We start from the raw sequence: 12,216 nt of genomic DNA, 5'->3' as shown, positions 1-12,216 counted from the left end.
TTCGGAAAGCATACATTAGAATAAATGATGTATGCTTTTTATAATGGAGAAAAAATATGACGGAATCCGAAAAAAGGAGAGAGGAACTGCTTAGGCGGGCAAGGACGATTTACAGTGACAAAAAAATCCCGCCTGCGGTACATCCAAGATATCAGTCGTTTTATACGAAATTGTATGATACACAGGAGGAACATGAGATGACAGGATCACACAGTACATTTGGAGTGCGCATGTTTATTGCTATTTTGTTGTTTGCCCTGTTTGTTGCAATGGACTATAAAGGAGCGCAATACGCGGCAGTTGACAGCAAAAAGATTATTCAGGAGATTGAACGTCAAATTGACATAGATTAGTTCTATTTGTTATACTGAGAATAGTTATCATATACAAGGAGGAAAAAACATGAGAGCCATGATGAAAATTTGGGTTTCAGGTGCAAGCGGACAAGTGGGAACTGCAATTACAGATGTCGCCGATCCACTTGCATTTGAATTGTTAAACACAGATGTGGAAGAATTAGATATTACAGAGATTGACGAGGTGTTGAATTTTGCAGAGCTCAACAGACCGGATGTGATCATCAACTGTGCGGGAATTACCGATGTTGCTTTATGTGAGAAAAATCCGGAGCTGGCATATAAAGTCAATGCACTTGGAGCAAGAAATTTGAGTATTGCAGCTAGAAAGATTGGTGCAAAATTAGTTCAGATTTCTACAGATGATGTGTTTGACGGGCAGAGTAGTGAACCATACTGCGAGTTTGACGATACAAATCCTAAAACGGTTTACGGGCGTTCAAAGCGTGCCGGTGAAAATTATGTAAAAGAGTTTACAGAAAAGCATTTTATTATTCGAAGCAATTGGATTTATGGAAAAGGCAAAAATTTTGTGAGCAATCTATTGGAGCGCGTAAAGACAGAGCATGTGCTTCCGGTTGCATCAGATCAGTTTGGTTCGCCGACAAGTGCCAACGATCTCGCAAGATTGTTATTGGAACTTATGGATACCAACGAATATGGCACCTACCATATTACGGCGAAGGGAACCTGCAGCCGGTACGAGTTTGCAAAAGAGATTCTGAGGTTGACAGATCATGACGTGACGATTCAGCCGGTACCGACAAAGGAATCCGAATTTTCTTCTGTCCGCCCGGCATATGCGGTGCTCGATAATTTTATTTTACGAATTTTGAATATGCAGGAGATGCCAGAGTGGAGGGAGTCTCTAAAAATATTTTTGAAAGAGAATTATGGAGGTACACGGGATGAGTAAAACAGAGAAGAAAAAGGTTGGATTGACCACACGTATTTTCATAAGTCTGATTCTTGGCGCGATTGCAGGTGTTCTTCTGCACTATTTTGTGCCGTCTGGGCAGATTCGAGATGACATTATTATCAATGGAATATTCTATGTAGTAGGACAAGGCTTCATTCGATTGATGCAGATGCTTGTCGCACCGCTTGTGTTTTGTTCGCTTGTCTGCGGAAGTATGTCTATCGGGGATACAAAAAAACTGGGACAGGTCGGCGTAAAAACAATGCTGTTTTACCTTGCTACAACTGCTTGTGCGATTGCGTTGGCGCTCTCGGTTGCCAATGTGATCGATCCGGGAATCGGGTTGGATATCTCATCCATTGAGGCGGCAAAAGATGTCGGAAGCGCAGAGGCAACCAATTTTGCAGATACGCTGCTAAACATCATTCCGACGAACCCATTTTCTGCACTTGCCAATGGTGAGATGCTGCAGATTATTGTATTCGCCCTAATTGTGGGAATTATTCTTGCAAAGCTCGGAGATCGGGTGGAGACTGTATCGAATTTCTTTGGTCAGTTCAATGACATTATGATGGAAATGACAATGATGGTTATGGCAGTTGCACCGATTGGTGTATTCTGCTTGATTGCAAAGACATTTGCGGGCATCGGATTTGATGCGTTTATCCCGATGTTAAAATATATGCTGGCAGTACTGGTTGGACTGGCGATGCAATGTTTTATCGTTTATCTTGGAATGCTTAAAATTTTTACTGGTTTGAATCCGATTATTTTTATCAAGAACTTCTTTCCGGTTATGGCGTTTGCTTTTTCGACAGCGACATCCAATGCAACGATTCCGTTGTCGATTGATGCGTTGGCAAAAAAGATGGGTGTATCCAAAAAAATCTCTTCTTTTACAGTGCCGCTTGGTGCGACCATCAATATGGATGGAACCGCGATCATGCAGGGAGTTGCAGTTGTGTTTGTCGCACAGGCATTTGGAATTCAGTTGGATATGATGGATTACATGACAGTCATCGGAACAGCAACGCTTGCATCAGTCGGAACAGCCGGTGTTCCAGGAGTTGGTCTGATTACGCTTACTATGGTATTTAATTCAGTGAATCTCCCGGTGGAGGGTATTGCCTTGATTATGGGAATTGACCGAATTCTGGATATGACAAGGACTGCAGTAAATATTACCGGGGATGCAGTCTGCACAACAATTGTGGCACATCAAAATAAGATGCTGGATCGTGAGGTGTTTAAAAACTCCGTTTCAAAATCAAATATATCAGGAAAGGAATAGAAAAGTATGAATTTTTCACTGGATGTCAGTGTTCCTGCATTAACTGTATTTTTTCAGGGACTCCTTAGTTTCTTCTCCCCATGTGTATTGCCGTTGATTCCGCTTTATATCGGCTATCTGTCAGGAGGTACAGGAAAACGGGGAGCGGATGGGAAAATACACTATCAAAAAAGCAAAGTAATGATTCATACGCTCTGCTTTGTCATAGGCGTCAGTTTTGCTTTTTTTGCGCTTGGTCTTGGGGTATCGGCACTTGGAAGTTTTTTAAATAAAAATCAGATGCTATTTGCCAGAATCGGTGGTGTTATTATTGTATTATTTGGGTTCTATCAGCTTGGCGTATTTGGAAACAGCCGTGTGCTTGGAAAAGAGCGCAGACTTCCATTTCATTTGGACAAGCTGGCGATGTCTCCGCTCACTGCATTGATCATGGGATTTACATTCAGCTTTGCGTGGACACCATGCGTGGGTCCGGCGCTTACCAGTGTTTTGTTAATGGCGGCGTCTGCAAACACAAAGGTTATGGGTTTTATGTTAATCGGCGTATACACGGTAGGATTTGTACTTCCATTTCTTGCCGTTGGTCTGTTCACAACAACGCTTTTGGAATTTTTTAAAAGTCATATGAATGTAGTCAAATACACGGTAAAAGTAGGTGGCGCGCTGATGATCCTGATGGGTGTTTTGATGTTTACCGGAAAAATGAATGCATTTACCGGCTACTTGTCCGGAGGCACAAATGCAAATTTAGAATCACAGGAAGAGACAGAGAAGGAATCAGAGGATGCGTCGGAAGACAAAGAAGAAAATAAGGAAGAGGAATCCAAAGAAACTGTCGTTCCGGCAATTGATTTTACACTGAAAGATCAGTTCGGAAATGAGCATACGCTTTCTGATTATAAAGGAAAGACTGTATTTTTGAACTTTTGGGCTACCTGGTGTGGACCGTGCCGAAGCGAGATGCCGGATATTCAAAAGCTTTATGAGACCTATGAGACGGAAGGGGACAATGCTGTCATCATTCTAGGTGTAGCTGCACCCGGACTAGGCCAGGAAAAAGATGAAGCAGGCATTAAAGCATTTTTAGATGAAAGTGGTTATACGTATCCGACACTTATGGATACAACCGGAGATCTTTTCTCGGAATATGGGATTTCCTCTTTCCCTACTACGTTTATGATTGACCGAGAGGGGAATGTTTTTGGATATGTGAGTGGCGCTCTGAATGAAGATATGATGAAAAATATCATTGAGCAGACGCTGGAGGGAAAACGCAAATAGAAAAAATAGAATGTGCCAATGTGGTCACATTCTATTTTTTTATATACGTTATACAAGCAAAAGAAATGCAAGTACAGAGCAAATCACTTGGATGATAATAAATCGAATTACGACTTGCGTATCAGACCAGTTGTGATTTTTTCTCAAGTGGTCATGAATCGGAGTACGAGTATTTTTTAAAATTGATATTTTTAAAAAACGTTTTAAAAATATCTTCACAAGTCCTAGTCCACCGTCAACAATTAACACTGCTGCCAGCAGGATGTAAAGGAATGGATGTCCTGATTTGACTGTGATGATTGCAAGATAAAACCCAAGCGCACGCGATCCGGCATCTCCCATAAGCATACTGCTCGGAGAGGTGTTGAAATACAAATAGGCAAGTAAAACTGCGACAAATAAGAAGTTTGCATTTGTATACATACCAAGTACATCTTTAAAGATCAAACTGAAAGAAATCAGTGATACAGTACACAGACTTGCGCAAAGTCCGTCCACTCCGTCAGAGCAGTTTGTCACATTGATCGATACCCAGATCAAAATAATTCCAAGTATGACATACACCGCTTTCGGAATGACAAGTTCTGTCTCGAAAAAGTGGATCACCGTAGTATTATAATTTACGAATGTCAGCATAGTCACGATTGAGATGATCAGGTCTATGAATCCCTTTTTGTAATCACTCCATGGGGTGTCCGCTGCATCATCCAGATATCCGCTTAGCATGACGCAGAAAAGTAATATCAGATAGATGATATACTCACGGTCAATTGGCAGAAACAATATACTACTGATGATAAAACAGAGTACAAAAGTCAATCCCACGCCTCGAATCTTTCCTTTTGAAAGTTTTCCGTTGATTGCAAACTCGCGTCCCTGATCCACCGGCAAAAAAGGAAGTGGAAACTTCAGCGCGAGAAATGTAATGAAAAACGTAAAGAGAATACCGGTCATGATCAGCTGAGTGGTATTCAAATAGTTGTTAAATAATTGATACATCATTTTCTCTTTTGTCCTTAATAGGCAATCCTTTCTTTGGTTTTTTCTTTATTTTAACATATTTTGTATGGAAAGTCATTCTGAAAAAATGAATACGAGAATGTAAAAATATATTCAAAATTCCTATAGATTTATCGGGAAATTCTATTTGCTTTGAAAATTCCGTTTTGCTACAATCATTTTATAAGATTTCAGCACAAGAGAGGGAAAAAATCATGGAAATTATTAAAGAATTACCAGAAGTATTTGAGGAATTTGCAGAACAGAGAAAAAATTCATTTTTGGCAGTAAAAGAATTAAAAGACAAAGGTGTTCCGGTTGTGGGGGCTTATTGTACCTATTTTCCGCAGGAGATTGCACTTGCAATGGGCGCTGCAACAGTGGGATTATGTTCTACGTCTGACGAGACTATTTCAGAAGCAGAAAAAGATTTGCCGAAAAACTTATGTCCATTGATCAAATCCAGTTATGGTTTTGCAAAGACAGATAAATGTCCGTTCTTCTATTTTTCTGATGTTGTTGTCGGGGAGACAACCTGTGATGGGAAAAAGAAAATGTATGAATATATGTCAGAATTCAAAGATGTATACCTGATGGAACTTCCAAACTCGCAAAGTGAGGATGCATTAGAGCTTTGGAAGAAAGAGATTATCAAATTCAAAGAATATTTAGAGAAAAAATTCAACACTACGATTACAGAAGAGCAGATTCGTGATGCGGTGAAGATGAATAATGCAGGAAGACGTTCTTTAAAAAGGCTGTATGAAGTAATGAAACATGATCCGGCTCCGATCAAAGGTCATGATCTTTTTAAGGTATTGTATGGAAGTACATTCAAGTTTGACCGTTCTCAGATTCCGGCAGAAGTTGACGCACTTGTCGCTAAGATCAATCAGGAGTATGCAGAAGGGAAGATGGAAGAAAAGAAACCGCGTATTCTTGTGACCGGATGTCCAATTGGCGGAGCGACAGAAAAGGTCATCAAAGCAATCGAGGAGAATGGCGGAATCGTTGTTACATACGAAAGCTGTACAGGTGCAAAATCTATTGATAAGCTGGTAGATGAAGAGAATCCGGATATCTATGATGCTCTGGCAAGACGATATCTAAATATAGGATGTTCTGTGATGACACCGAATCCAAATCGTTTAGAGCTGCTCGGAAGACTGATTGATGAATACAAGGTAGACGGTGTTGTGGAGATGATATTGCAGGCCTGTCACACATATAATGTGGAGTCGCTTGGAATCCGCAGATTTGTAAACGAGAAAAAGAATATTCCATATATCAGCGTGGAGACAGATTACTCACAGGCAGATATTGGTCAATTGAATACAAGGATTGCAGCGTTTATTGAGATGCTGTAGAGTACTGTGAGAAAAGGGTGGAATGTGTAAGTTCTGTCCTTTTTCTTTACTTGAAGTTTTCTCTTGAAGTGTATATAATATGGTAGGTTAGTTATAAGATGAAAGTCTTAATTTGTGAGTGAAAAGAAATAACTTACAGAATGGAGGATAAATGGAATTTCTTAAGAATCAGGATATGCTGATGGATATCATTGATAAAACAGATATTATCAGCAAGATGAAAGTTGGTTTCTGGGTCATTGAGTATCCCGAAGAAGGACAGCCGAGAATGTATGGAGATCCGATGATGCATTTGATCATGGGGAATGACAAGGAAATGTCACCGGAAGAGATGCATCAATTTTGGTTTGAAAGAATTGATTCTACCTACGTTCAGATGATAGAAGAAGCTATAAATAATCTGAAAAAAAATTATACAACAGAAGCGCGATATCCTTGGTATCATCCGAAAAAAGGATGGACTTTTGTTCGATGTGGTGCTTTCAGGGATGAATCGTATAAAGCGGGAGTAAGAATAAAAGGATTTCATAAAGATGTAACAGAGCAGATGGAGTTGGAAATCCGGGAGGATGACAAACACAAGGTTGTTGATTTGAAAAAATTGAAAATGTATTCTCCTTATTTCATAGAGATGTGTGATGAACTATTTGAGATAGATGCAGTCGACCTCACAATCCGCACTATTTTTTATAGAAAAGATAAATATTCGGAAATAACAGAGGAGACAGATATCTTCTCTGTCATTTCAAGATTCGTGCATCCTGATGATATACAGAAAGTGGAGGCAGTATTTTCTGAGAGAGGACTTACACAGATTGTAGAAGAGAATCAAATTGTTAAAATAGAATTTCGTACGAAAACACGTTTTGATACGTATACATGGGTGGAAGGAAAAGCTCTTTATGTAAAGACAGGAAATTTAAAAAAAATATTGTTTATCACTTATGATATTGAATCAAAGAAACAAATGTCTTTGCTTGCAAAAGAAAAAAATGCAATTTTAGATGCTTTTATTAATTTATATAAAGCAATTTTAGAAGTTGATCTGCTCACTGAAAAAGTGCAGGTTTTGAAGACGATGGGCGTTCAAACACAATTGTATCAAGACAATACGCTTCAACTAGCGGATCAGTTGCCCAAAATGTTAGAGCAGTTGGATATAGAATCAGAAAGACAGGAGTTGCTTGAATTTTTTGAAATCAAACATTTGAAAGAAATGGCAGCACTAAAAAAGGAGCAGAGTTTGGATTTACGTTTTGAAAAAGAAAATAAGCAGTTTGAATGGATCCAGATTAAGATCTTATACTTGCCAGGGCGAGAAGACAAAATATATGTTGTATTTGGAAACAGCGATAAGGAACATGTATTAAATTCAATCGCAGAGAAGTTTGTATACAAAAACAGCGACTGGTTCTACTATTTGGATTTGAAAAATGACTATTTTATCCGATATTCAGGAAACGCAGATGAACATACGCTGCCACCGGAAGAAGGATGGGATTATAGAAACGCAATGATTGAGTATTCCAAAGAATGTGTTGTTTCAGAAGATCAGGACTGGGTAATCGCATGTATGGAGCCGGAGTACATGATAAATCGCCTTGACAAAGAAGACGGTGAATATCAAATTTCTTTTGGAGTGTCAGATGACATGGGCGGATATAGAAGAAAAGAGATTGTCTGTCGATATTATGATGAGGAGAACAAGATTGTATTGGTTCAAAGAAATGATATCACAGAAGACTACGAGAGTAGTTGAACGAAAAGGAGCAGATGCTGAATGCCTCTGCTCCTGAATGGGAAAAATTAGGCAAGTATATGGGATAAGAAAGAAGTTTCATGTTAAATACTAAATATGCACATAGAGAGATTGACACATACTATATATTGTGTTAATCTTTAGGTGACTTCATTTTATATGGAAACAATATAATGATTTCCATAAGTCAAATTTTGTTCCGGATTTGTTTCCGGAAGAGAACTTTTAACAATCGTTTTAAAACGCATAGATAGACAGACACAAAAAGACAATGGTTCTTCTTTGTGTCTTTTTTTGTGCGTGAAAGGAGGAACACATGAAAAAACGAAAAGAAAGGAGAAAAAGGAATGTGTCAAAGGAACGATGTAGAGCAGCTAAGAAAACAACAGAAAACAGGAAGATTATTTGAAACACTTACTTTTTTAGAAAAGCAGATGAACGATGAAGCGGTCATTCAGGATGCAGACACAGTGCTGGCAGATATTTTAGAAGAAGCAGATTTTGAAATTACCGGAATTGCAGCTGATCTTTTAAAGATACATCAGAACAGTAAAGACCGGGAATCAGTGGAAACTTGTTTTGAAGTCTTGACAGGATGGACAATACCGGATTATCTGAAGAAATGCATTGCTACAATCCTCGAACAGAAAAATAAGGCAGTTTCAAATTCGAAGGAGTGTCTGCTGTATCAGGGAATGCACCTTTTTCCAGTGGGAAAGAAGGAAGAAAAAGAAGGGGAAGGCTATCTTCCTATGAAAAAGATTTTAAATGATGAGAAAGAAATCGACAGGCTGCAGAAAGTACAGGAACAGACAGGACTTGATGTTTTTCTTTGTCTGGAAAATTACCAGTTGTATTTTATACGGAACAGAGAGATTTTTGTATATCAGCCAAATGGAAGGAGGCGAATGTATGCAGACAAGTATTCTATGGGAAGGGAGTCTGCCAAGTAAGGAGGAAATAGAACACATGAAACGGGAAGGCTATCAGTTCCGGTCAGTAGACGGTGGATGGAAGATTTGCCTGAAATTGCATAATACACCTACGGGACGATGGTTTGCAGACAGTTTCTCAAAATCATTTTCGAAAGAAGTGGAACTGCATCGATATCTGGAACAGGTTGAAAAGCATGCAATATGGTTTGAAGTTCCAAGTAAAAAACTGCGTGTATATGAAGTAGGACAACTATTAGAAAGTCCTAAAGGTGAGGATGAATGTATCTGTATGGAAGTATTAAAAGATACAAAAAACCATTCACACCTTTTGCTGAAAACGGATAAGGAAGAAGTTTACCAGTTGGGAAGTTCTGCAATCTCGACTTTAGAAAACAGGGCACGAATCAGCGGTGCAGCATTGTCAAATGTAAGGCCTGCCGTACTTGCAGAAATATTGAATCAGTGTCTGAAAGTTGCTAAAGGGAAAGCATTACTTCGTGTTTCAGAAGGAAAGGTACGTGCAGTACACTCTGCGGAAAAAAATGGGTATCAAGTATATCCCTTACCAGAAGTATTTATGCTTGCCAGTGTTTACATACGCGGAGAGTATAAAAAGAGCACCTTTTTAGAGGGCTATGCAGACCAGACTATGGTATCAGCAACTTGGCAGATTGAAGACAAGCGGTTGGAAGAGGTGTATGAAGAAATCATGGAAAAGTATGGAAAGCAGGTAAAGGAAAAGCTCACAGCGACTATACGCATTACATCTTCTGATGTAGCAGCATCAGGTGCGAATATCTTTTACAGCCTGATGGAAGGAAAACGAAAGATTGCATTGGGTTCGGATATGCGGATGCGACATAATAATTCCGTAGAATTTCAACAGTTTACAGAAAATCTGCTTTCGACCTTCGAATGCTATAAAAATGCATTGAAAGGAACTGTGGAAAAATTGTGTGCTATTTCCATAGAGTATCCGGTCAATACCATAATCGGAATCATGACAAAACAAGGGTTTGGAAAAAAGAATGTTGCAGAGATTGTGGATCGTTATAAAGCAACCTTTGGTGATGTACCATGTACGGCATACGAAGTGTATTGTGGGATTGGAGAAATTCTTTTTCTTGCTCAGAGTAAAGGGGTATCTGGTAGAGCTATGGTGGAACTGGAAGAAAAAGTTGCCAAATGTCTGAGTGTGAAGTGGAGAGAATATGACATTCCAGGTGATCTTGTATATTAAGAGTCAGCAGAAGAAAGGAGAAAGAACTGTATGGAAATAAAATGGAATGGGCAGACAATAGAAAATCTGTTGGTAGGAACTTACTTGAATACCCTGTTTGTGACAGGTTTACATTTTTATGTCTGAATTGGATGAAGGAATTATCTGCTTTTACAACAACAGATGCAAGAAACGAAGCATCAGTCATACTTGCGAAAAAAATTTTTGAACATGACATAGAGTTTCCGGTACTAGAAGAAAAACAAGGAGAAACAAGAAAGTATCCTGAACTGAACGGGTTAAATGCAAATGAGGTAGCTGCTGTTTTTTCCGTATATCTGGAAGAAGATGCGGTAAATGGGTATCAGGAATTTCTCTTAAAACTTCGGAAGGAACATCGTACTTTACAACAGAATTTTACCAGATTTGCAATGAGGTGGCTTCGGGATGCAGGAAAGAAAAATCCGAAACTTTCCTGGATTAGAGAAATTAAAATTTGGCTGCCATGTATATAGGAGAAAAGAATATGGGTTACAAAAAGGGAAAGAAAGAACTTGGCATTTATTATGCAAAGACGCTGGTTTCCATTGCAGAAGAGATTTCTGCTAAAAATGCCGGTAAAGAGAAAGCGGGAATACAGAAAATCTTTTCTGCTTTGCAAAGGCGTGGAGGGACAGTCAGAAAAAATATGGCCTATCTGGTTACACACTGGATCTACAGGCTGTCGTTATTCACACCATGGGACGATGAAGAATTGTGGGCAGTAGATATGGCAAAAGAAGCATTCTCCTGTCCTATGACGCTTCCAACATGCAGAAGAAAGCGTATTTTCAGAATACGGAAAATCAAAGGAGAACCAGAAAAGCAGCTGGAAATCATTTTAGGTCAATTGACAGATTCTGAAAAAGATCGGTTTATGAAAGCTTTCTGGTTAGAACTTGTAACTATGGATAAGGAGAAACAGCAAATACTCACAGAATTTCTATTGGAGTGGCTGTGGGTGGAATGTGAGAAAGAGCAGACAATGGAAAAGATACGGTATTGGGCATCTTCATACTGTCTTCCATTTGTATAAAAAACAAACAGAAAAGGAGAAAAAGAATATGAGAAATGTACCAAAGTGGGCAAAGGGCAATGCATTTGCAAAACGATTTTTCAAATGGCTTAGAAAAAAGAACAATCCAGCTCTTCTGACAGGAGATGCGGTGTTTACTAAGGTTTCCAGTCGAGGTTTTACTTTTGTGTATATGGGACCAGACATGGAAAATAGAGCTAGTCACTTATATCAGGGCATGGATTTTGTCGGACTTTTTAACCAGAAGACTTTTGAATTTACAGATGTTGCATATTCTCTGCGTACTTTGCTAAATATCCCAGAAGGGAAAAAATTCCGCTTCCAACGTGGTTGTATGCATTGTTTGGAACATAAAGTTCAGGAGTATGCACAAAAGAAACTGGAGAAGGAAAACAAGGAGATTTCAATTACCGCAGTTGAAAGAGCAGCAGTTGCATGGAAATACCGGGAATTGATCGAACAGGCTGCAGGAGATGTGATCTTTGAAAAAACATCTGTGGCAGACCAGCTGATTCCACAACCGGAATTTGCATTTAATGGAGAAACGTATGTGTTCGATAACCGGCTGTATTTTCGTTATTTAAAAAAGCGTAAGACTGTTATTCGAAAATTAGGAAAAGCCTGGGCGAGAGAACTGCAGCATCGGGAAACCATGCGCCGGATTTTTGAAACAGAAGTAAACAGTAAAGTGCAACTTTTATTGAAGAAACAGCCAGAACGGATTGAAAAAATCAGGACACTGAGAAATGCGTTGGAAAAAGTACATCATACCGTAATCGTAGTTGTTAGAGGGAAACAAGGTGTTTTTGAATATTTCCATATCGATGCAGAGGTGTTAAAAAATACAAACGGAAAGTACCCGCTTAGTCAGATATCCGGACAAGAAAGGAAACGTCTGAAAGAAAAGTATGGGGTAGATAAAATCTGGGATGTAGAAGAGATTTATCAGGTAGGGGCAAGGAATATCTGGTATTACAATGTTATGGCCGAGCAGAAACAGGCTGCTTAATGAAAA

The 12,216-nt window shown here is 39.1% G+C and carries 12 protein-coding genes; 11 read left to right on the top strand and 1 reads right to left on the bottom strand.

The window, feature by feature from the left end; translation table 11 throughout:
* Positions 1-56 precede the first annotated feature (56 nt).
* The 4 genes from BQ5364_RS09915 to BQ5364_RS09900 are packed head-to-tail and all read left to right on the top strand — an operon-like array spanning position 57 to position 3,847.
* Complete coding sequence (locus tag BQ5364_RS09915; RefSeq protein WP_004613740.1) at positions 57-353, top strand: hypothetical protein; 297 nt, start codon at positions 57-59, stop codon at positions 351-353.
* Positions 354-411: 58 nt separating this feature from the next.
* Positions 412-1,272, top strand: a complete 861-nt coding sequence (rfbD, locus tag BQ5364_RS09910; protein WP_044987799.1) for a dTDP-4-dehydrorhamnose reductase — start codon at positions 412-414, stop codon at positions 1,270-1,272.
* On the top strand, positions 1,265-2,566 hold the full coding sequence (locus BQ5364_RS09905; RefSeq protein ID WP_071144239.1) for a dicarboxylate/amino acid:cation symporter: 1,302 nt from the start codon (positions 1,265-1,267) through the stop codon (positions 2,564-2,566). The genes rfbD and BQ5364_RS09905 overlap by 8 nt, the downstream gene beginning before the upstream one ends.
* 6 nt (positions 2,567-2,572) lie before the next feature.
* The gene (locus tag BQ5364_RS09900) at positions 2,573-3,847 is read left to right on the top strand and encodes a redoxin family protein (RefSeq protein ID WP_022250373.1); all 1,275 of its coding nucleotides are present in this window, start codon (positions 2,573-2,575) and stop codon (positions 3,845-3,847) included.
* A 48-nt stretch (positions 3,848-3,895) separates the two neighbouring features.
* On the opposite strand, the gene BQ5364_RS09895 is transcribed toward BQ5364_RS09900, so the two are convergent.
* Positions 3,896-4,849, bottom strand: coding sequence for a phospho-N-acetylmuramoyl-pentapeptide-transferase (locus tag BQ5364_RS09895; RefSeq protein ID WP_004612736.1), 954 nt, complete (start codon positions 4,847-4,849; stop codon positions 3,896-3,898).
* A gap of 212 nt (positions 4,850-5,061) precedes the next feature.
* Between BQ5364_RS09895 and BQ5364_RS09890 the strand changes: the two genes are divergently transcribed.
* From BQ5364_RS09890 to BQ5364_RS09860, 7 genes are all read left to right on the top strand, one after another.
* Complete coding sequence (locus BQ5364_RS09890) at positions 5,062-6,213, top strand: double-cubane-cluster-containing anaerobic reductase (protein WP_004612734.1); 1,152 nt, start codon at positions 5,062-5,064, stop codon at positions 6,211-6,213.
* 151 nt (positions 6,214-6,364) lie between these two features.
* The gene (locus BQ5364_RS09885) at positions 6,365-7,972 is read left to right on the top strand and encodes a hypothetical protein (protein WP_022250372.1); all 1,608 of its coding nucleotides are present in this window, start codon (positions 6,365-6,367) and stop codon (positions 7,970-7,972) included.
* 347 nt (positions 7,973-8,319) lie between these two features.
* Entirely contained in the window at positions 8,320-8,925 is a 606-nt protein-coding gene (locus tag BQ5364_RS09880; RefSeq protein ID WP_022250371.1) for a hypothetical protein, read from the top strand.
* Complete coding sequence (locus BQ5364_RS09875; protein WP_083382813.1) at positions 8,885-10,147, top strand: hypothetical protein; 1,263 nt, start codon at positions 8,885-8,887, stop codon at positions 10,145-10,147. The genes BQ5364_RS09880 and BQ5364_RS09875 overlap by 41 nt, the downstream gene beginning before the upstream one ends.
* A gap of 131 nt (positions 10,148-10,278) precedes the next feature.
* Complete coding sequence (locus tag BQ5364_RS09870) at positions 10,279-10,641, top strand: hypothetical protein (protein ID WP_136017819.1); 363 nt, start codon at positions 10,279-10,281, stop codon at positions 10,639-10,641.
* A gap of 11 nt (positions 10,642-10,652) precedes the next feature.
* Positions 10,653-11,201, top strand: a complete 549-nt coding sequence (locus BQ5364_RS09865; RefSeq protein WP_022250368.1) for a hypothetical protein — start codon at positions 10,653-10,655, stop codon at positions 11,199-11,201.
* A 28-nt stretch (positions 11,202-11,229) separates the two neighbouring features.
* Positions 11,230-12,210, top strand: coding sequence for a hypothetical protein (locus BQ5364_RS09860; protein WP_022250367.1), 981 nt, complete (start codon positions 11,230-11,232; stop codon positions 12,208-12,210).
* Positions 12,211-12,216 lie beyond the last annotated feature (6 nt).

It is taken from the genome of Coprococcus phoceensis, from assembly GCF_900104635.1.
Classification (GTDB): domain Bacteria; phylum Bacillota; class Clostridia; order Lachnospirales; family Lachnospiraceae; genus Faecalimonas; species Faecalimonas phoceensis.
Note: the sequence above shows the minus strand (reverse complement) of the source record. Positions and strands in the feature narration are given on the sequence as shown.

Bases quoted from the DNA above. Each gene is read 5' to 3' on its own strand.
- BQ5364_RS09870 (WP_136017819.1), top strand. From the start codon at position 10,279: ATGAAGGAATTATCTGCTTTTACAACAACAGATGCAAGAAACGAAGCA.
- BQ5364_RS09885 (WP_022250372.1), top strand. From the start codon at position 6,365: ATGGAATTTCTTAAGAATCAGGATATGCTGATGGATATCATTGATAAA.
- rfbD (WP_044987799.1), top strand. From the start codon at position 412: ATGATGAAAATTTGGGTTTCAGGTGCAAGCGGACAAGTGGGAACTGCA.
- BQ5364_RS09905 (WP_071144239.1), top strand. From the start codon at position 1,265: ATGAGTAAAACAGAGAAGAAAAAGGTTGGATTGACCACACGTATTTTC.
- BQ5364_RS09890 (WP_004612734.1), top strand. From the start codon at position 5,062: ATGGAAATTATTAAAGAATTACCAGAAGTATTTGAGGAATTTGCAGAA.
- BQ5364_RS09895 (WP_004612736.1), bottom strand. From the start codon at position 4,849: ATGATGTATCAATTATTTAACAACTATTTGAATACCACTCAGCTGATC.
- BQ5364_RS09880 (WP_022250371.1), top strand. From the start codon at position 8,320: ATGTGTCAAAGGAACGATGTAGAGCAGCTAAGAAAACAACAGAAAACA.
- BQ5364_RS09865 (WP_022250368.1), top strand. From the start codon at position 10,653: ATGGGTTACAAAAAGGGAAAGAAAGAACTTGGCATTTATTATGCAAAG.
- BQ5364_RS09900 (WP_022250373.1), top strand. From the start codon at position 2,573: ATGAATTTTTCACTGGATGTCAGTGTTCCTGCATTAACTGTATTTTTT.
- BQ5364_RS09915 (WP_004613740.1), top strand. From the start codon at position 57: ATGACGGAATCCGAAAAAAGGAGAGAGGAACTGCTTAGGCGGGCAAGG.
- BQ5364_RS09875 (WP_083382813.1), top strand. From the start codon at position 8,885: ATGCAGACAAGTATTCTATGGGAAGGGAGTCTGCCAAGTAAGGAGGAA.
- BQ5364_RS09860 (WP_022250367.1), top strand. From the start codon at position 11,230: ATGAGAAATGTACCAAAGTGGGCAAAGGGCAATGCATTTGCAAAACGA.